The following is a 17,510-nucleotide window of genomic DNA, read 5'->3' as shown; positions in this document are numbered from 1 at the left end:
GGGCGTAGCCAAGCAATGATGATTAACCCGCTGCATGCGGTTAACGGCCATGCGCGCTATGGCGTCCCTCGCGGTATGGAAGAGGCGCTGTTTGCCATGGGCTGCTTCTGGGGCGTCGAACGCCTCTTCTGGCAGCAACCGGGGGTGTATAGCACCGCGGCTGGCTACAGTGGTGGAGTGACGCCAAACCCCACCTACTCCGAGGTATGCAGCGGTCAAACCGGTCACGCCGAGACGGTACGTGTGGTCTTCGATCCAACACGTATCGACTATCCCACGCTGCTGCGCCTATTCTGGCAAAACCACGATCCAGCCCAGGGCATGCGCCAAGGTAACGACATCGGTAGCCAATACCGTTCAGCATTGTTCCCACTGACGTCACAGCAATTGCAGGCCGCCCAGGACAGCCGGACGCATTTCGCCCAAGCGATGCAACAGGCGGGCGATCTTCGCGCCATTACTACCGAGATCACGCCCGCAGGCCCCTTCTACTATGCGGAAGAGGCGCATCAACAGTACCTGTATAAACACCCACAAGGGTATTGCGGCCTGGGCGGCATTGGCGTATGTCTGCCGGAGTAAAGGGAAGGTTGCCCCTAATTAGTGTCATAGCAAAGGGTTAGAACGATAGCGGGCAGATTTTCACCACTAGCTGGTTGCTTGTTGCTCCTGCTATACTAACCGGGTCAAGCGCCCCCAGCCATCCGATCTGGTGCGGTGCCTGACCCGGGTTTGCTAAGACAACCCGGTAAACTCCGGGGGGATCCTCTACCGGCCCCAATACACAATATTCCCGATGGCGTTACACCGCCTTTCCGGCCTCCCGGACCGTTCCCGGTTAATACGGATAGATTATGTTAAACAGTATATTACTGATTATTCTACTGATCGCGATCAGTGCCTTTTTCTCGATCTCAGAAATATCTCTGGCCGCCTCGCGCAAGATGAAGCTGAAAACCATGGCGGACGAGGGGGATATCAACGCGGCGCGCGTCATGGCGCTGCAAGAACAACCAGGGTACTTCTTCACTGTGGTGCAGATTGGCCTCAACGCCGTCGCCATTCTCGGTGGTATCGTTGGCGACGCCGCTTTCTCGCCAGCCTTCCGCCTGTTGTTCGACCGCTTCATGCCGCTGGATGTCTCCCAGCAAGCCAGCTTTATTTGCTCCTTCGTATTAGTCACCGGCAGCTTCATCTTGTTCGCCGACCTGACACCGAAGCGCATCGGTATGATCTCCCCCGAAGCGGTGGCCATACGGATTGTCAACCCGATGCGTTTCTGCCTATTACTGTTCCGCCCGTTGGTGTGGTTCTTTAACGGCCTGGCTAACCTGATCTTTCACCTGTTCAAGATTCCGATGGTCCGTAAGGATGATATTACGCCAGATGATATCTACGCCGTGGTCGAGGCGGGAGCGCTGGCCGGGGTACTGCGTAAGCAAGAGCACGAGATCATCGAGAATGTGTTTGAACTGGAGTCACGCACCGTTCCCTCCTCCATGACGCCACGTGAAAGCATCATCTACTTCGATCTGAGTGAGAGCGAAGAGGGCATCAAAGAGAAGGTATCGACCCATCCCCACTCCAAGTTCTTAGTCTGCGATGGCGCTATCGACCACGTCGTGGGTTATGTCGACTCCAAGGATCTGCTTAATCGCGTACTCGGCAACCAAAGTTTGGTACTCAGCAGCGGGGTACAAATCCGTAATGTGTTGATCGTGCCGGATACGCTGACACTCTCCGAGGCATTGGAGAGCTTTAAGAACGCTGGCGAAGACTTCGCGGTAATCCTTAACGAGTATGCCTTGGTGGTCGGGGTAATCACGCTAAACGATGTGATGACCACTCTGATGGGTGACCTGGTCGGTCAGGGGCAGGAGGAGCAGATCATCGCCCGTGACGAAAACTCGTGGCTGGTCGAAGGTGTCACCCCAATCGATGACGTAATGCGAGTCTTGGATATCGAGGAGTTTCCCCAGTCCAGCAACTACGAAACCATCGGTGGTTTCATGATGTACATGTTGCGCAAGATCCCCAAACGTACCGACGCCGTCAAATATGCGGGATATAAATTCGAAGTGGTGGATATCGACAGCTATAAGATTGATCAACTGTTGGTTACCCGTCTGGCTGAACGTCTCCCGGCCACTCAACCCGGTGAGGGGGGCAGTGAAAACGAAGCCTCTCAGCAAACGGTAAAATAACCTGTGGGCGGCATAGCCGCCTCATGCTCTTCTCTACTGCGCCTTAGGCCATCTCCGCCTGTAGGCGCATCACCTGGCGGTTAATCTCTGACATCACGCTGAGATGACGCTTGTCACGCACCTTCGGCAGCAGAATGCGCCCCATATCAAATTCGAAGGCACCGATGCCATGAATATACAGACGACCACGAAATAGCGTCTTGACGTACTTAGCGACCAACAGCGGGTTATACCGCTGAAAGATTTTCATTTTTATCTCTCCCTCTATCACGCTCGAAGTAAGGCAACCTTTGCCCCTGCCGAACCGGCACACGAACGCCGCGCACTGTAGACGTTAACTATAGACAGCTTTACCGATGATTAGTGCCAGCAGAACCGAATATTTCGCTAAATTTACCTTAGCTGACAGAATGGTATGCAAAAAGTAATAGTATTTTTATATTTATATATTGTTAATCGGGCAGTCTAGAGGAAAAGCATGTCGCAAGCAGCAAGATGCGCAGGGCGAGGCTGTACGAGAGGCACACACATTCCCGGCGCGACCACCTCACCGGGGGCACGCGCCGAAGATCGAAGATATCAATACAGCGAGACACGAAATCCAGGGTTGAGCAACGACTCGGCTGGCGTATAGTCCAGCGTTTTACCCTGCCAATCGCGTACCTGGGCTCCGGCTGCCTGAGCAATAGCATGGCCTGCCGCCGTATCCCAAACATGCGTCGGTCCAAAACGGGGGTAGAGCTGAGCAACCCCTTCAGCCACCAGGCAGAACTTTAATGACGAACCGACCATCATCGTCTTATGCTCACCTAACTGTTGCAAATAGTCCGTCAACTCCGCATCACCGTGTGAGCGGCTGATCACCACCAGCGGCGGAATGGCATTGCGCACCCCGATCTCCATACGCACTCCATCCAGCTCTTTCCAGGCCTTGCCATCACAGGCGGCATACAGTACGCCGCTGGCTGGCACATAGACCACGCCCAGTGTTGGCACGCCCTGCTCGATCAGCGCAATGTTGACGGTAAACTCACCGTTATGTTGCAAGAACTCCTTGGTGCCATCCAACGGATCCACCAGCCAATAACGCTGCCAGTCACGCCGCTGCGCCCATGCCGGCGGGGCCTCTTCCGACAGCAATGGAATCTGTGGCGCGATCTGCGCCAGACCACGCTTAATCCGCGCATGTGCCGCTAGATCGGCCGCCGTCACCGGCGAGTCATCGCCCTTATAAGCCAAGTCCAACGGCTGGGCACCTTGATACACCGCCATGATCTCCGCACCGGCGGCACGCGCCAGCTGACACACCTGTTCTAACATACGCCTCCCTCCCCTGGGTTAAATGCAACAACTGCGCGCCCTTTCAGCTCGGGCTATGCGCCGCCAGTGTGGCGGCCCCACGTTTGTCATCATCGGTTTTGCTGGCAATAAACGCCAGCGTGCATGGTAATTTTCCCCACAATGCTACGGCAATTTCGCTACACGCCATCCGCAGAGATGGCGCCAAGATTAAATTGCATATAAAATACATCTTATGTTTCTACCCTAAGGAGCCCACTATGACCTATCGTGATCGTCCACTCGGCGAGCTAGCCATTCGTATTCCCCGTGCCACACGCCTATTCCGCCAGTACGAGTTGGATTTTTGCTGCGGCGGTAAGCAGACCTTACAGCGTGCGGCGGCCCGTCACTCCCTGGATTTGGATGCACTGGAACGTCAACTGGCCGAGTTGGAACACACCCCATCTACTCAGCGAGACTGGCAACAGGCTTCCCTGGTTGAGCTGACCGACTTCATCGTTACCCGTTATCATCAGCGCCACCGCGAGCAACTCCCCGAACTGGTATTGATGGCGCAGAAGGTCGAACAGGTGCATGCCGACAAGGCCGGCTGTCCACGCGGGCTGGCCAAGCAGTTGGAATTACTGCGCCAGGAGTTGGATAGTCATATGATGAAAGAGGAGCGTATCCTGTTCCCCCTGATCGAACAGGGTAATGGCACGCGTTGTCAGGGGCCTATCAGCGTCATGGAGCTTGAGCACCGCAATGCTGGCGAACAGCTCGAGGTCATCCGCTTTCTGACCGACAACATCACGCCGCCAGCGGGTGCCTGTACCACCTGGCGTGCTCTGTACGCCGGTATTAGCGAGCTACTCGAAGATTTGATGGAACACATCAGCCTGGAAAATAACCTACTGTTTCCCCGTGCGCTCAGCGCAGCCTGAGGCTGCTCAAAAAAAACGGGGCCGTACGACACCGGCCCCGTCTCCCATCCGACAGATATCCTTAGAGGATATCCAGCAGTTCAACATCGAAAATCAATGCGCTATAGGGTGCGATCGCAGCACCGGCACCACGCTCACCGTAGGCCAGTTGATGCGGGATATACAGTTGCCAGCGAGAGCCGACCGGCATCATGCTCAGCGCCTCGATCCACCCGGCGATCACCCCGCCGACAGGAAACTCGGCGGGCTCGCCACGCTGCTCGGAGCTATCGAACACCGTACCATCGACCAAACGGCCGGTATAGTGCACACGTACCTTATCCTGACGCGACGGGATGGCGCCCTCCCCCTGCTTCAATACCTTGAACTGTAAACCGGACTCTGTCACGGTCACATCGTCCTGTTGGGCATTCTCAGCCAGAAAGCGCTCACCGGCCTCTGCCAACGCTTTCTGCTGCTCACGGCGCACCGCATCGGCACGCTCATGGATCTCACGCAGCGCACGATGCACAGTCTCCACCGGCACTGCCGGCGCATTCCCTTCCATCGCATCGCGCAGACCTGCCAGCAATGCCTCCGGCTGTAAACCCTGAAGGCCAGACTCATTGAGCTGCTGACCGACCTGGAGACCAATACCATAACTTGCTTGCGCTTCTATACTGTCAAAAGCCGGGGTCGACATGATGTTTCCTTTTTGTCACAGAAAGTAGAACGCGCAGCATAACAGCGCCACTGCGACGGGTAAAATGTTGTCGCGCTAAGGGTGACTTTTGTCAGTGAAAAAGAAACAATAACCGCCAATCTATCGCCGATAGCGCTTTCTCGGGTGACAACGGCGATTTTTCGGATTGTTATCCTATTTCTGCCACGTCGGAGTCGCTAGGCTAAATATGGCCCGGATGGCGCGGCCTATCACGCGAGTGAGGTTAACATGGGCAGAATTGCGCCCAAAAAGAGCAAGGCTCCCGGCTATGATGCACTCTTCAGCCGGGCGGTATGGTCACGTCTGCGCGCCAGCTTGAGTCGACCCGCTCTACGCCTACGTCCCGATGATCTCCGGCGTGGCTGGCAGTGGAGTCGAGCGGCGCTGTCCGCCCTCTGGCACCTACCGGAGCGGTTCGCCTGGATGTCACCCTTGCCCGCCTTCCATCGCCGCGGGATCGTCGCCGCCGCGACCCTACTCCTGCTGGCACTGCTGTGGCCGACGACCGATCCCGCCCCCTCCGCATTTCCAGCCGAACCGCATGTCGACTCAGTGCCCATGCAGGCCGAGCTTCAAGACGCGACGCTCCCGCTGGAACAGGCGACTTGGCAGGCGTATCTGATTCAACCGGGGCAAACACTGGCGCAGTTACTCCGCGATCATAATCTCGACGTCACCGATGCCTTTGCCATGGCTCGCGTTGAGGGGGAGGCGCGCCCGCTAAGTAACCTCAAGGCCGGGCAGCACGTACTGATCCGCCACAACGCTCAGGGGCAAATCCAAGCCTTGAAGATCGAAACTACAACCAACCAACAGGTCACCTTCCAGCGAACTCGCGACGGGCGCTTTACTCGTCTGCGTTAACCTGCGCCAACAACCAGTCGCGCAGCACCACGGCTTGATTACAACGGCTGTCGCGGCTGGCATAAAGTAAGGTGATCGTCTCCCCCTGGCGCAATAAATGCGCCAACGGCTGCCAACCCTGTGGCGCCGCCGCTAACTCTTCCCGATAACGCGCGACAAACCCCGGCCAATCTACGCTGGCATGATGAAACGCTTGGCGCAATGCCGTCGACGGAGCCACCGCCTTCAACCAACAGACGCCCTCTAGACGTGCCTTGGTTATGCCGCGTGGCCAGAGGCGATCAGTGAGAAAGGTATGGGGGGGAAAGGGTGCCTGCACGTCATACACCCGTAACAGCCGGATCGACGCCATAATATTGCCTCCACGTGATATCCATTTGCGTATTGAGTGTACGCCATACGATCGCGCAGCGGCAGACTCAAAAACAAAACGCCGGCACAAGGCCGGCGTTTTAGGTCATTGCCTGAGTCGATTACTCAGCAACAACAACCACGTTCAGCTGAGCGAAGACGTCGCTGTGAACCTGGAAGTGAACTTCATGGTCACCCAGAGTACGCAGCACGCCATTCGGCAGGCGAACTTCGCTTTTCGCAACAGCAACACCGGCAGCGGTCACTGCATCGGCGATGTCACGGGTACCGATAGAACCGAACAGTTTACCTTCATCGCCCGCTTTGGACGCGATGGTAACGGTGGCCAGTTCATTGATCTTCGCAGCGCGTGCTTCGGCAGCAGCCAGAGTGTCAGCCAGTTTGGCTTCCAGTTCGGCGCGACGGGCTTCGAAGAACTCGATGTTTTTCTTGGTAGCCGGAACAGCTTTGCCGGTCGGTACCAGGAAGTTACGAGCGTAACCTGCTTTAACGTTAACCTGATCACCCAGGCTACCCAGGTTTGCTACTTTATCAAGCAGAATAACTTGCATTACCTTATCCTCTCAAAAGTCGTTAATTGACAACGCAGCCGATTACTGATGGCGATCAGTGTACGGCAGCAGGGACAGGTAGCGTGCGCGCTTGATAGCACGAGCCAGCTGACGCTGGTATTTTGCACGGGTACCGGTGATACGGCTCGGTACGATCTTACCGCTTTCGGTGATGTAGTTTTTCAGCGTAGCGATGTCTTTATAGTCGATCTCTTGAACGCCTTCCGCGGTGAAACGGCAGAACTTGCGACGACGGAAATAACGTGCCATTTGGCTAGTCTCCAGAATCAATCAATTCAATCTGCTCGGCATGCAGCACTAACTTGTTCAGGCCATTACGCCCCATATGGCAACTGACGAAGCCATGCACTCGCAGTGCGCTGCCGACCGTTAATCTGTGGGTCATTGCCACTAATCCCTCTCCGCTGACAATCACGGGCATTCTGCACCATGCTTGTCGGCTGAGTCCGGCTTCCTGCTGTTGCGATCGATGCTCAAGCACGAACTGACAGTGAGGAATGCCGGAAGGACTGACCTTTCGTATGGGGACTTTGCACACTGTGCCAGTCAGCACCAGACGATTAGCGGTCATAGCGACAATTACTCTTCAGAATCCCCAGCTTCGGTTTCTTCGCTGGTTTCGTTAGCGAAATCTTCGCGACGCTCACGGCGCTCGTCTTTCGCTTTAACCATCGGAGAAGCTTCGGTTACAGCGTGCTTAGTACGCATAACCATGCTGCGGATAACGGCGTCGTTGTAGCGGAAGTTGGTTTCCAGCTCATCGATCACTTCCTGCGGAGCTTCAACGTTCATCAGAACGTAGTGGGCTTTGTGCAGTTTGTTGATCGGGTAAGCCAGCTGACGGCGGCCCCAATCTTCCAGACGGTGGATCTTGCCTTCTGCGCCAGTGATGGCACCAGTATAACGCTCGATCATGCCCGGAACTTGTTCGCTCTGGTCAGGATGAACCATAAAAACGATTTCGTAATGACGCATCGAAATTGCTCCTTACGGATTATTCAGCCTCCTGTCGGGGTCAGCCGCAGCCCATGGAGGCAAGGAACGTATTTGTGGGCGGCTGAAAAATGACGCGTCATAATACTGACGCCGGCAAGGAAACTCAAGCCATAGCGCAAATTAATTACGGCACACTGTGGACGGGGGCGTAGGGAATAGCCGGCAAAGAACGATAAGCCTGCTACACTTAACTTGGCTAACCAGAGAGTGATGGCCATCACAACTCATCAGGACGATGCTCAATAAACGCGGTAGATGCGATCCGTAAGGAGCCTCCGATGAAAACCTCCTACCTTTTTGTCACCTTGTGTCTGCTAGGGCTTAGCCTGACAGCCAACGCCGCCAGCGAGATCAGCGGCAGCCAGGGAAATACGTTGCTGGCGCGAGAGTTCGCCGTCATCAGCGTTAATCATGATGTCATCAATGTGCAGGATGCCATGGCCGATATCCGTGCGCAGGCCGCCGCCGAGGGGGCCGCCTACTATCAGATTATCGCCATCCACCAACCGCTCGCCAATGGGCAGATCCACGTCAGCGCCGTACTGTATCACTGACGCCCCCGCCACTCGATCCGCCGCGCCGTATGGCGCGGCATCGCATCATAACTGCTCGCGGAAAAACGCCACACCCTGCGCCAACGCCGCAGCGGTGATCTTATGAGCAATGCCCGGCTCGGTGACGAAGCGAACCTGCGCCATCAAATTACGCGCGGTTAACGCCTGCACCAGGCGCAAGCTCTCATCGGCCGGGACCAGATCGTCAGCCAGGCCATGCCAAATCAATAACGGCTGATCCGCCAACTGTGCCAAGCGCTCGCTGACATCGTAGTCGGCCAGCGCCTCGACCCGCTGGCGCACCCACGCTCGCTCATCCTCCGTCGGCTGATGCTCTCGTGGAAAAAGGCGCTGTGACAACGACAGGTAAAAGCCAGACCCCATGAAGCTGGCCGTAGCACGCAGCCAAGGGTAACGCGCCTTAGCCCCCAATGCCGTCATACCGCCCAACGAGGCTCCCGCCACGCCAACACGTCCATCCAGGATCAGTCCCGCGCTCTGCACATGGTCGTACAACGTCGGTAGCTCATCGATATTGCTTTTCAAGATATCCCAAAAATGCGCCAAACGACGGCGCTCATCGCCGTCATAACGCTGGCCATGCCCCGCCGCCTCGGGCAACAGCACACGAAAACCGGCTGCGGCCAAGGCGTAACCAAAATAACAATACATCTCCTTCGATGAAGTAAAGCCATGATAGAAAAATATCGTCGGTAACGGGGCCTGACGTCGCCCCGCAGGGACAGCATGCAGCAGCGGGATCCCGGCTACCGTCTGTTCAAACATCTCCACCATACATTAACTCCAAAGAGAGAGGGACTGAGCCTGCATCATCGCCCGAAGACGCCAAGCAGACAAGTCTCGCCGTCTGCTCGCGGATAGCGATTTCTCCGGGCAATCCCTGACCGGCGGCGCTAAAATAAATCCAGCTTACCCCCTTTTCTCAGCCGACGGATGAACCTCATGAAGATCTATAAACTGACGCTAACCTTGCTGTTGACCTTGCTGCTCGGAGCCTGCAGCGTGATGGAGGGTAAGCCGTTCCCACCGCCGCCGCCGATTGCCGGCCACGCTCAGGAGTTACGCCGCGACCAGACCGAAGGGTTGACCAAGATGTGGAACATTACCGCCAGTGTCTACGGCAGCCCCATGAACGTGCAGGAAGTGATCCAACAGCGGGCGGATGCCGCCGGTGCGCGCTACTACTATATCGTGATGTTACAGGAGACGGCCGTACCGGGGCAGTGGTACTGCGTGGCGACACTTTATCGCTAATCGACTGTTTTTAAGAAAGTTTACATAACGCCAATAAAAATCTACACCCACTGTTTCATTATAAAACGGTCGTGTAGATTTTTTGGCCGCGTTCGCACCCTAGGGGTGTGGTATGAGGAGGTAGCGCGCAGCCAAAGTGTCCCCCGCTTAGCGGGCTATCACCGGGAGGTGCCATGAGTCGTTCTCCACTACTCACATCATTACTGCTCTCTATCGGTCTGATCGGTACCTCTGCGCAATCGGCCGAGTATGCGCAGGCCGATCAAGTTACCGACTTCAGTCAGATGGACTTACTCTCACTACAGGGTATCCTCGGCGATCCGCAGGATGTTGAGCGCACCATCGCGCACCAAGCCGATCGGCGTGGCGCCAGCTATTACCGGATTCTGAGTATGCGCGAAGAGGAAGGGCAAAGAGGATGGCGAGCGACGGCGGCGCTCTACCGCTAAGGAGCGTTGACGAAAGCGCCGCTCAAACACGGGGGCCAGCGAATCGCGGTCCCCAGCGTCTATCAACGCGCCGCGCTACGCTGGCGCACCGCCTCAAACAGGCAGATACCGGTGGCAACAGAGACGTTAAGCGAAGACACGCTGCCCGCCATCGGAATACGGATCAACTCGTCGCAATGCTCACGCGTCAGGCGACGCATGCCATCCCCCTCTGCACCCATGACTAGCGCCATCCCGCCAGTCATCTTGCTCTGGTACAGATCATGATCCGCCTCACCAGCGGTGCCGACGATCCAAATATTTTCTTGCTGCAATAAGCGCATAGTACGAGCCAGATTGGTCACCCGGATCAATGGCACGCTTTCTGCCGCCCCGCAAGCCACCTTCTTGGCTGTGGCATTAAGCTGAGCGGAACGGTCGCGCGGCACGATCACCGCATCGATACCCGCTGCATCGGCACTGCGTAGGCAAGCGCCCAGGTTATGCGGGTCGGTCACGCCGTCCAGGATCAATAGGAACGGCGGATGATCCAATGCGGCCAACAGTTCGGGCAGATCGTTCTCCTGATATTGCCGGCCCGGCTTGACGCGCGCCACGATGCCCTGGTGTACCGCACCGTCCACCTTCTCATCCAACCATTGGCGTTGGGCAACCTGTACTCGGATACCGCCCTCCTCCAACTGTTGCAACAGCGGCAGCAGGCGACGATCCTCGCGTCCCTTCATGACAAACACTTCTAAGAAACGCTGCGGGGAACGCTCCAACAGGGCTTTAACGGCGTGAATGCCGTAAATGATTTCACTCATAATCGTCAGATTTATTACTCATCGCCGGCTCCTTGGCGAACCGGCGTTAGATGGTTAGATGGCTCGATGGGCGGCAGCTAAGCCGCCCGTATGACGCAGCGGCTTAACCGGCAGTCTTGTTGCGCGCCCGCTTCGCCTTGGTGGCGGCAGCGATCTTACGCGTCTGCGCCGATGGCTTCTTACTCTTGCTTTTGCCCTTTGCTTTCTTGGCAGACGCGGCGTCATCGCCACGACGGAAAGCGCTATCCGGCTCAAAATTGGCCGGCATCTTACCACCGCGCCGAGTCGGGCGCGACGGCTTCTTCGCTTTACCGTTACTCGCCTGTTGCGCTTTGACGCGCGCCGTCTTACCCGCCCCACGCACGCCGCGCGCCGTCGAAATCAACGCGAAGTCGATCTTACGCTCATCCAAGTGTACCGCATCCACCTTCACCTCGACCTTATCACCCAGGCGATAGACCTGCCCGGAAGATTCGCCAATCAGACGCTGCCCCACCTGATCGAAACGATAGTAGTCGTTATCCAACGTCGAGACATGCACCAAACCATCGATGAACAGATCATCCAGCCGCACAAAGAAGCCGAAGCCGGTCACACTGGTAATGATGCCGCCGTAGATCTGACCAACATGATCCTGCATGAAGTCACACTTCAACCAGTCGGCGACGTCACGGGTCGCCTCATCGGCGCGCCGCTCAGTCATCGAACAATGCTCGCCCAGCTGTAACATGTCTTCCATGTGGTAGTGCCAGCCGCCACTCGGTGTCCAACGCTCCGTGCGCCCCTGCTCACGTGCCAGCAGGTATTTGATGCCGCGATGCAACGACAGATCAGGATAACGGCGGATCGGCGAGGTAAAGTGCGCATAGGCCGGTAGTGCCAACCCGAAGTGACCGCGGTTTTCCGGATCGTAGACCGCCTGTTTCATCGAGCGCAGCAACATGGTCTGCAACATCTCATGGTCGGGGCGATCGGCCACCTGATCCATCAGCAACGCGTAATCCTTCGGCTCCGGTTGTGTTCCACCACCGAGTGATAGCCCCAGCTCAGCCAGGACGCTGCGTAGCGCCATGACATGATCCTCGCTGGGCTTATCGTGAATACGGAACAGCGCTGGCTCATGATATTTCTCCATAAAGCGCGCCGCCGAGATGTTGGCCAGAATCATACACTCTTCAATCAACTTATGGGCGTCGTTGCGTACCGTCGGTTCGATACGCTCGATGCGTCGCTCGGCGTTAAAGATAAACTTGGCCTCCTCCGTCTCGAAAGAGATGCCACCGCGTTGCTCGCGGGCGTGATCCAGCGCCTTGTACAGGGCATGTAACTCTTCTAGCGGCTTGACCAGCGCATGGTAGTGCTCACGCAACTCCGCATCGCCGGCCAAGATGTGCGCCACCTTGGTATAGGTCAGACGCGCATGAGAGCTCATCACCGCCTCGTAAAACTTGTAAGAGGAGAGGCGCCCGCTGGCCGCGACGGTCATCTCGCACACCATGCATAGGCGATCGACTTGCGGGTTGAGCGAGCATAGTCCGTTGGAGAGTACCTCAGGCAACATCGGCACCACCTGGGAAGGGAAGTAGACCGAGTTGCCACGGCTGCGCGCTTCATGATCCAACGCGGTGTTGGGACGTACATAGTAACTGACGTCGGCAATAGCGACCCACAGCCGCCAACCACCGCCCCGTTTCTTCTCGCAATACACTGCGTCGTCAAAGTCGCGGGCGTCCTCGCCGTCGATAGTCACCAACGGTAGATCGCGCAAATCCACGCGCCCAGCCTTGGCATTTTCTGGCACCTGTTCGCTGAGGTCCGCCACCTGGCGCTCAACCTGCTCCGGCCAAGTATGGGGGATCTCATGGCTACGCAACGCGATATCCACCGCCATGCCGGTTCCCATGTTGTCACCCAGCACCTCGACAATTTTGCCGACCGCTTTGGTACGACGCGTCGGGCGCTGTGTTAACTCGACTACCACCACGTAGCCCATACGGGCACCGGCGATCGACTCCGCCGGAATCAAGATGTCGAAGCTTAGACGGCCATCATCTGGCACCACAAACCCGGTACCGGCATCGGTAAAGTAACGTCCGACGATCAAACCGGCACGCGGCTCCAGCACACGAACGACACGCACCTCCTTGCGGCCGCGGCGATCGCTACCGGTCACTTGAGCCAGGATGACGTCGCCGTGCATACACATTTTCATCTGTTCCGGCGACAGGTAGAGATCCTCTTTCTGCCCTTCAGCGCGCAGAAAACCAAAGCCATCACGGTGGCCGATCACCGTACCCTTGATCAGATCGAGGCGCTCCGGTAAGGCATAACACTGGCGACGGGTAAAAATCAGCTGTCCGTCGCGCTCCATAGCGCGCAGACGACGGCGCAGCGCCTCCAGATCATCGTCGCTGGTCAGCGCTAACTCCTGCGCCAGCTCCTCTCGACTGACCGGCTTCTCGCGCTTGGCCAGATGCATCAGAATAAATTCACGACTGGGGATCGGAGAGGCGTATTTTTCGGCCTCGCGTTCCAGATAGGGATCTTGTGACATTGGGTTCCTCCGTTGTCATCAGCGTGCTGCCGCAGGGCTAGACCAGCAGCAGTTTATAAAGCGGTGAGTTGTGTTCTATCAGGTCGGCCAGGGTGCATTTATCTAACTCTGCCAAGAAGGCCTCTGTCGCACGTTGCAGCACAGGCTTAAGCCGGCATGCCGGAGTGATATGGCAGAATGACTGCGAACAGTTAACCAGTGTCAACGGCTCCAACTCACGCACCACATCGCCGATGCGGATCTCGTTCGCCGGGCGCCCCAAGCGGATGCCGCCATGCTTACCACGAACGGCGGCGACAAAGCCGGCCCGACTGAGCTGGTTGATTATCTTGACCATATGATTGCGCGACACGCCATAGACTTCCGTCACCTGGCTGATGCTGGTCATCTGGCCTTCTGGCAAGGCAGCCATATACACCAAAGCGCGCAAGCCAAAATCGGTAAAACTGGTTAACTGCACGAATACCTCTATTTATCGCACCGCACTGGCGGTGAGTCGGGGAGAAGGGTCGGCCTGACGTACGGCTTCGCTGCCGGCTCGCCACGCCTCGTCACGGCGAGGAGAGCGCCCTAATCGCTCACGGACACGGCAACGCGCGCGCAGCAGGGGAGCTAGGCTAGACTCCATAACGACACACGTTCTCACGGCGCCTGAATCGTTAGGGAAACTACCTATACTGGATAATAAACCAGCCGGATGAAAGCGACTAATTTATTTAGTGATATCGGCGACAATCATGCCGATGCATGGGGTAGGAAATCATAAACCGGCCCAGCGGGCCGGTTTGTTGACGACAGCGCGAGGCGCTTAGGCGTCGAACGGATGACGCAGCACAATGGTTTCTGCGCGATCCGGACCGGTAGAGATGATGTCGACCGGTACCCCGGTGACGTCTTCGATACGCTTGATGTAGTTCAGCGCCGCCGGCGGCAAACCATCGCGGCTCTTCACGCCGAAAGTACTCTCTTTCCAACCCGGCAGCACTTCATAGATCGGCTCGATACCTTCCCAACCTTCAGCGGCCAACGGCGTCACATCGACCTCTCGGCCATCCGGCAGACGATAGCCGACGCAGATCTTCACCTCATCCAGGCCATCCAGCACGTCCAGCTTGGTCAGGCAAAAACCCGACAGCGAGTTCAGCTCGACAGCGCGGCGTACGGCAACCGCATCCAACCAACCGGTACGGCGACGACGACCGGTCGTTGCACCGAATTCGTTGCCCTTCTCGCACAGGAAGTCTCCCACCTCATCGAACAGCTCGGTCGGGAACGGCCCTGCGCCCACACGAGTAGAGTATGCCTTGACGATCCCCAGTACGTAATCCACGCAGCGCGGACCGATGCCAGAACCGGTCGCCACGCCACCGGCGGTCGTGTTAGAGGAGGTAACATACGGATAGGTACCATGGTCGATATCCAGCAGAGTACCTTGGGCACCCTCGAACATCACATAGTCACCATTACGATGCGCTTTATTCAGCAGATCCGCCACATCGACCACCATACTGGTCAGCAGATCAGCAATCGCCAGCACCTCATCCAACACCTTCTGGTAGTCTACCGCATCGACATGGTAATAGTTCACCAGCTGGAAGTTATGGTACTCCATGATCTCTTTCAGCTTGATGGCGAAGTTTTCTTTGTCGAACAGATCACCGACACGCAGGCCGCGGCGGGCAACCTTGTCTTCATAGGCCGGGCCGATACCACGACCGGTGGTGCCGATGGCCTTGGCGCCACGCGCTTTCTCACGCGCATTGTCCAACGCGACATGGTACGGCAGGATCAGCGGACAGGCTTCAGACAGCAGCAGGCGCTCACGCACCGGCACACCGCGAGCTTCCAGCTCGGTCATTTCACGCAGCAGCGCGTCCGGCGCCAAGACCACACCATTGGCGATGATACTGACGACGTTTTCGCGCAGAATGCCTGAGGGAATCAGATGCAGAACGGTTTTTTCACCGTTAATGACTAGCGTATGGCCCGCGTTGTGCCCGCCCTGATAGCGTACAACATACTTGGCCCGTTCAGTTAGGAGGTCTACGACCTTACCTTTACCTTCGTCACCCCATTGGGTGCCTAGTACGACGACGTTCTTACCCATTTTAGCTATTCACCACGTTGTTAAAAATGGATTCTACCATCTCATATTTCAGCTTTCAGCTCTTTTTCGCACACGATTGCGCAAATTTTGTCTGACATATCATCCGCCGAGGCGACTACGCAACATGTAGTAGATCACCAGCCCTGCAACCACAAGACCGCCGCCATAGCGGCGCAATAATCCATCAGGCAACTGAGTCATGGTGGCGATCATTCGCCGCCATGCCTGCGGAAATAGCATCGGCCCTAACCCTTCAACCACCAATACCAGCGCCAGCGCCATCCAAATCGTCGAATTCATCTTTCCCCCGTGAACGACCTCTCAGGCCGAGTGTCTGAATAAGGTGCGCGATTCTATAATTGGAATAGCAGAACGCCAAACCCAACTCGCTTAGCCCGCAACGCCCGCGGGCGGCATAATTTTCAGAACACGCCTTAGCCAATAAGGCATAACATCCGCTATAATCCGCCAACTTTTTTCAGGAGGCGAAATGAAACCAGGGCGCAACCACTTCTTTGACATTTTGCGCGTCGTATCGGTGCTCTTCGTGATCACCTCGCACTACAGCTATATGTTCGACACCAGTAACGTACTGACCTTCCCGCGTGAATACCTGACGGCGGGTATCGGCCGACTGGGGGTCTCATTTTTCTTTATGATCTCTGGCGCGCTGGCCTACCTGTCGCTACGCAAATATGCGGCCGGGGAGTATTACCTACGGCGCGTCTATTCGGTGTTGATCCCTTACAACATCGCCTACTTTGGCATGGCGCTGCTGCTGTTGGCACTGAGCGCATTCTTCATCTATCCCAATAACCCACTGGCCGAAGTCGGCCCGAACGGAACCCGCTCGCTACTGGATATGCTGCCGTCGGTACTCGGCTTCGATCATTACCTGCACGGGGTGTACGAGATCAAGACGGTCTACTTCACTGGAGAGTGGTTTATCGGATGCATCATTCTACTGTATGCCATCTCGCCACTGATTTACCGCGCTATGGTACGCTATCCGATGTGGACTATGTTGGCTACCGTCGCCATCACACTGCTAGCCTATGACACGCGTGTTACGAACCCTTATTGGTCGGCTCAAGTGCGTATCAGCGACTTTACCTTTGGGATGCTGTTTATCCATCTCCAGATCCAGTTTACCCGCTACGCTCGTCCGCTGGCGTTGCTGGCCGGATTGCTGATCACTGCCGGGGTCACCTGGGCGCACATCAGCCACCAGACGGTACGTGAGGTGCTGTTCCCTCTGGCTCCGGTAAGTCTGTTGTTCGCCGTCGCCTTCTTTTTCATCGTCCAGGCGCTCTATCAATTGCTGCATCCGTGGCTCAGCCGGCCGCAGGTCAGCCAAGTACTGCTCAGCCTGGCTTCGCGGGCCTATATCATCATGCTGTTGCAGCATGTGGTAGTGATCTTCCTGAGTGTCAATCTGGACATGTCGTTGCTCAATGCCAGCCAGGCTATCGCCCTATACCTGATCGTATTGGTGACCATCGAACGTCTATCGCTACTGTTTAAACCCTTGGCGGTGAAGACCGAACGACTGCTGATGAGCAAGACGTTACGCCGCAATGCTGGGCAAATGCCTGCCGCCTGACGCTGGACTCGGCCCGGTTATCAGGGATACCTACGGGTATCCCTTTTTCTTGCTCGCCATCTCCCTGCGTCCCACGACGCATCATAACGCCTCCCGCGATCACCGTCCTTGTACTGCCCATGACGTGGGCAAGGCAATAACCCCAACTGTTGGCCAGGGCATAGCGCTTCCCCCAGTCGCACGACCCGAGCCCCATGCGCTCCCAGCGACACCGCTCTGCGCCACG

At 56.7% G+C, this 17,510-nt stretch carries 22 protein-coding genes; 8 read left to right on the top strand and 14 right to left on the bottom strand.

The window, feature by feature from the left end; genetic code table 11:
• Positions 1–15: 15 nt before the first annotated feature.
• Together msrA and paeA are read left to right on the top strand one after the other, a co-directional pair.
• Positions 16–582, top strand: a complete 567-nt coding sequence (gene msrA, locus EHO01S_RS08210; protein ID WP_024523502.1) for a peptide-methionine (S)-S-oxide reductase MsrA — start codon at positions 16–18, stop codon at positions 580–582.
• 272 nt (positions 583–854) lie between these two features.
• On the top strand, positions 855–2,204 hold the full coding sequence (gene paeA / locus EHO01S_RS08205; RefSeq protein WP_024523501.1) for a polyamine export protein PaeA: 1,350 nt from the start codon (positions 855–857) through the stop codon (positions 2,202–2,204).
• 43 nt (positions 2,205–2,247) lie between these two features.
• Here the strand turns inward: paeA and EHO01S_RS08200 are convergent, their stop codons facing one another.
• Together EHO01S_RS08200 and cysQ are read right to left on the bottom strand one after the other, a co-directional pair.
• A complete protein-coding gene (locus EHO01S_RS08200; RefSeq protein WP_024523500.1) occupies positions 2,248–2,454 on the bottom strand; it encodes a DUF1107 domain-containing protein in 207 nt (68 codons plus the stop codon).
• A gap of 329 nt (positions 2,455–2,783) precedes the next feature.
• The gene (cysQ, locus tag EHO01S_RS08195; protein ID WP_024523499.1) at positions 2,784–3,524 is read right to left on the bottom strand and encodes a 3'(2'),5'-bisphosphate nucleotidase CysQ; all 741 of its coding nucleotides are present in this window, start codon (positions 3,522–3,524) and stop codon (positions 2,784–2,786) included.
• A 239-nt stretch (positions 3,525–3,763) separates the two neighbouring features.
• Between cysQ and ytfE the strand changes: the two genes are divergently transcribed.
• Complete coding sequence (ytfE, locus tag EHO01S_RS08190; protein WP_024523498.1) at positions 3,764–4,429, top strand: iron-sulfur cluster repair protein YtfE; 666 nt, start codon at positions 3,764–3,766, stop codon at positions 4,427–4,429.
• 61 nt (positions 4,430–4,490) lie between these two features.
• On the opposite strand, the gene bamJ is transcribed toward ytfE, so the two are convergent.
• Positions 4,491–5,111 carry a BamJ family beta-barrel-assembly machinery protein gene (bamJ, locus tag EHO01S_RS08185; RefSeq protein WP_005281240.1) on the bottom strand — a complete coding sequence of 207 codons (621 nt, stop codon included), beginning with the start codon at positions 5,109–5,111 and terminating at the stop codon, positions 4,491–4,493.
• A gap of 249 nt (positions 5,112–5,360) precedes the next feature.
• On the opposite strand from bamJ, the gene EHO01S_RS08180 reads away from it, so the two are divergent.
• Positions 5,361–5,996 carry a LysM-like peptidoglycan-binding domain-containing protein gene (locus EHO01S_RS08180; RefSeq protein WP_024523497.1) on the top strand — a complete coding sequence of 212 codons (636 nt, stop codon included), beginning with the start codon at positions 5,361–5,363 and terminating at the stop codon, positions 5,994–5,996.
• On the opposite strand, the gene EHO01S_RS08175 is transcribed toward EHO01S_RS08180, so the two are convergent.
• From EHO01S_RS08175 to rpsF, 5 genes are all read right to left on the bottom strand, one after another.
• On the bottom strand, positions 5,980–6,348 hold the full coding sequence (locus EHO01S_RS08175; protein WP_024523496.1) for a DUF488 domain-containing protein: 369 nt from the start codon (positions 6,346–6,348) through the stop codon (positions 5,980–5,982). The genes EHO01S_RS08180 and EHO01S_RS08175 overlap by 17 nt on opposite strands.
• A gap of 121 nt (positions 6,349–6,469) precedes the next feature.
• On the bottom strand, positions 6,470–6,919 hold the full coding sequence (gene rplI / locus EHO01S_RS08170) for a 50S ribosomal protein L9 (protein ID WP_024523495.1): 450 nt from the start codon (positions 6,917–6,919) through the stop codon (positions 6,470–6,472).
• Between the two features lie 42 nt (positions 6,920–6,961).
• A complete protein-coding gene (gene rpsR / locus EHO01S_RS08165) occupies positions 6,962–7,189 on the bottom strand; it encodes a 30S ribosomal protein S18 (protein ID WP_000135199.1) in 228 nt (75 codons plus the stop codon).
• Between the two features lie 4 nt (positions 7,190–7,193).
• Positions 7,194–7,511, bottom strand: a complete 318-nt coding sequence (gene priB, locus EHO01S_RS18245; protein ID WP_071991005.1) for a primosomal replication protein N — start codon at positions 7,509–7,511, stop codon at positions 7,194–7,196.
• A gap of 8 nt (positions 7,512–7,519) precedes the next feature.
• On the bottom strand, positions 7,520–7,915 hold the full coding sequence (gene rpsF, locus EHO01S_RS08155) for a 30S ribosomal protein S6 (protein ID WP_005281225.1): 396 nt from the start codon (positions 7,913–7,915) through the stop codon (positions 7,520–7,522).
• 299 nt (positions 7,916–8,214) lie between these two features.
• Here rpsF and EHO01S_RS08150 point away from each other — a divergent pair, with 299 nt between their 5' ends.
• Positions 8,215–8,490 carry a YdgH/BhsA/McbA-like domain containing protein gene (locus EHO01S_RS08150; protein ID WP_024523493.1) on the top strand — a complete coding sequence of 92 codons (276 nt, stop codon included), beginning with the start codon at positions 8,215–8,217 and terminating at the stop codon, positions 8,488–8,490.
• A 45-nt stretch (positions 8,491–8,535) separates the two neighbouring features.
• Here EHO01S_RS08150 and yjfP read toward each other — a convergent pair whose 3' ends face one another.
• Positions 8,536–9,285, bottom strand: a complete 750-nt coding sequence (gene yjfP, locus EHO01S_RS08145; protein WP_024523492.1) for an esterase — start codon at positions 9,283–9,285, stop codon at positions 8,536–8,538.
• 168 nt (positions 9,286–9,453) lie between these two features.
• Between yjfP and bsmA the strand changes: the two genes are divergently transcribed.
• Both bsmA and EHO01S_RS08135 read left to right on the top strand, forming a co-directional pair.
• The gene (gene bsmA / locus EHO01S_RS08140) at positions 9,454–9,765 is read left to right on the top strand and encodes a biofilm peroxide resistance protein BsmA (RefSeq protein ID WP_024523491.1); all 312 of its coding nucleotides are present in this window, start codon (positions 9,454–9,456) and stop codon (positions 9,763–9,765) included.
• Positions 9,766–9,938: 173 nt separating this feature from the next.
• Entirely contained in the window at positions 9,939–10,214 is a 276-nt protein-coding gene (locus tag EHO01S_RS08135; RefSeq protein ID WP_024523490.1) for a YdgH/BhsA/McbA family protein, read from the top strand.
• A gap of 62 nt (positions 10,215–10,276) precedes the next feature.
• On the opposite strand, the gene rlmB is transcribed toward EHO01S_RS08135, so the two are convergent.
• The 5 genes from rlmB to EHO01S_RS08110 form a co-directional block, all read right to left on the bottom strand.
• Complete coding sequence (gene rlmB / locus EHO01S_RS08130) at positions 10,277–11,020, bottom strand: 23S rRNA (guanosine(2251)-2'-O)-methyltransferase RlmB (RefSeq protein ID WP_024523489.1); 744 nt, start codon at positions 11,018–11,020, stop codon at positions 10,277–10,279.
• 103 nt (positions 11,021–11,123) lie between these two features.
• The gene (gene rnr, locus EHO01S_RS08125) at positions 11,124–13,574 is read right to left on the bottom strand and encodes a ribonuclease R (protein ID WP_024523488.1); all 2,451 of its coding nucleotides are present in this window, start codon (positions 13,572–13,574) and stop codon (positions 11,124–11,126) included.
• 37 nt (positions 13,575–13,611) lie between these two features.
• On the bottom strand, positions 13,612–14,034 hold the full coding sequence (gene nsrR, locus EHO01S_RS08120; RefSeq protein ID WP_024523487.1) for a nitric oxide-sensing transcriptional repressor NsrR: 423 nt from the start codon (positions 14,032–14,034) through the stop codon (positions 13,612–13,614).
• Positions 14,035–14,382: 348 nt separating this feature from the next.
• Positions 14,383–15,681 carry an adenylosuccinate synthase gene (locus EHO01S_RS08115; RefSeq protein ID WP_024523486.1) on the bottom strand — a complete coding sequence of 433 codons (1,299 nt, stop codon included), beginning with the start codon at positions 15,679–15,681 and terminating at the stop codon, positions 14,383–14,385.
• A 99-nt stretch (positions 15,682–15,780) separates the two neighbouring features.
• Complete coding sequence (locus tag EHO01S_RS08110) at positions 15,781–15,981, bottom strand: DUF2065 domain-containing protein (protein ID WP_005281191.1); 201 nt, start codon at positions 15,979–15,981, stop codon at positions 15,781–15,783.
• 190 nt (positions 15,982–16,171) lie between these two features.
• On the opposite strand from EHO01S_RS08110, the gene EHO01S_RS08105 reads away from it, so the two are divergent.
• A complete protein-coding gene (locus tag EHO01S_RS08105; RefSeq protein ID WP_024523485.1) occupies positions 16,172–17,284 on the top strand; it encodes an acyltransferase family protein in 1,113 nt (370 codons plus the stop codon).
• Positions 17,285–17,510 lie beyond the last annotated feature (226 nt).

Origin of the sequence: Edwardsiella hoshinae NBRC 105699 = ATCC 33379 (assembly GCF_000474215.1) — a bacterium.
GTDB classification, from domain to species: Bacteria; Pseudomonadota; Gammaproteobacteria; order Enterobacterales; family Enterobacteriaceae; genus Edwardsiella; species Edwardsiella hoshinae.
This window is presented reverse-complemented; position numbering and strand designations above follow the sequence as displayed.

Excerpts from the sequence above, each read along its gene's own strand:
- rnr (WP_024523488.1), bottom strand. The coding sequence starts at position 13,574 with ATGTCACAAGATCCCTATCTGGAACGCGAGGCCGAAAAATACGCCTCT.
- priB (WP_071991005.1), bottom strand. The coding sequence starts at position 7,511 with ATGACCGCTAATCGTCTGGTGCTGACTGGCACAGTGTGCAAAGTCCCC.
- yjfP (WP_024523492.1), bottom strand. The coding sequence starts at position 9,285 with ATGGTGGAGATGTTTGAACAGACGGTAGCCGGGATCCCGCTGCTGCAT.
- cysQ (WP_024523499.1), bottom strand. The coding sequence starts at position 3,524 with ATGTTAGAACAGGTGTGTCAGCTGGCGCGTGCCGCCGGTGCGGAGATC.
- EHO01S_RS08105 (WP_024523485.1), top strand. The coding sequence starts at position 16,172 with ATGAAACCAGGGCGCAACCACTTCTTTGACATTTTGCGCGTCGTATCG.
- EHO01S_RS08200 (WP_024523500.1), bottom strand. The coding sequence starts at position 2,454 with ATGAAAATCTTTCAGCGGTATAACCCGCTGTTGGTCGCTAAGTACGTC.
- rplI (WP_024523495.1), bottom strand. The coding sequence starts at position 6,919 with ATGCAAGTTATTCTGCTTGATAAAGTAGCAAACCTGGGTAGCCTGGGT.
- bamJ (WP_005281240.1), bottom strand. The coding sequence starts at position 5,111 with ATGTCGACCCCGGCTTTTGACAGTATAGAAGCGCAAGCAAGTTATGGT.
- EHO01S_RS08150 (WP_024523493.1), top strand. The coding sequence starts at position 8,215 with ATGAAAACCTCCTACCTTTTTGTCACCTTGTGTCTGCTAGGGCTTAGC.
- paeA (WP_024523501.1), top strand. The coding sequence starts at position 855 with ATGTTAAACAGTATATTACTGATTATTCTACTGATCGCGATCAGTGCC.
- EHO01S_RS08135 (WP_024523490.1), top strand. The coding sequence starts at position 9,939 with ATGAGTCGTTCTCCACTACTCACATCATTACTGCTCTCTATCGGTCTG.
- rpsR (WP_000135199.1), bottom strand. The coding sequence starts at position 7,189 with ATGGCACGTTATTTCCGTCGTCGCAAGTTCTGCCGTTTCACCGCGGAA.
- bsmA (WP_024523491.1), top strand. The coding sequence starts at position 9,454 with ATGAAGATCTATAAACTGACGCTAACCTTGCTGTTGACCTTGCTGCTC.
- EHO01S_RS08175 (WP_024523496.1), bottom strand. The coding sequence starts at position 6,348 with ATGGCGTCGATCCGGCTGTTACGGGTGTATGACGTGCAGGCACCCTTT.
- rpsF (WP_005281225.1), bottom strand. The coding sequence starts at position 7,915 with ATGCGTCATTACGAAATCGTTTTTATGGTTCATCCTGACCAGAGCGAA.
- EHO01S_RS08110 (WP_005281191.1), bottom strand. The coding sequence starts at position 15,981 with ATGAATTCGACGATTTGGATGGCGCTGGCGCTGGTATTGGTGGTTGAA.
- EHO01S_RS08115 (WP_024523486.1), bottom strand. The coding sequence starts at position 15,681 with ATGGGTAAGAACGTCGTCGTACTAGGCACCCAATGGGGTGACGAAGGT.
- EHO01S_RS08180 (WP_024523497.1), top strand. The coding sequence starts at position 5,361 with ATGGGCAGAATTGCGCCCAAAAAGAGCAAGGCTCCCGGCTATGATGCA.
- rlmB (WP_024523489.1), bottom strand. The coding sequence starts at position 11,020 with ATGAGTGAAATCATTTACGGCATTCACGCCGTTAAAGCCCTGTTGGAG.
- ytfE (WP_024523498.1), top strand. The coding sequence starts at position 3,764 with ATGACCTATCGTGATCGTCCACTCGGCGAGCTAGCCATTCGTATTCCC.
- msrA (WP_024523502.1), top strand. The coding sequence starts at position 16 with ATGATGATTAACCCGCTGCATGCGGTTAACGGCCATGCGCGCTATGGC.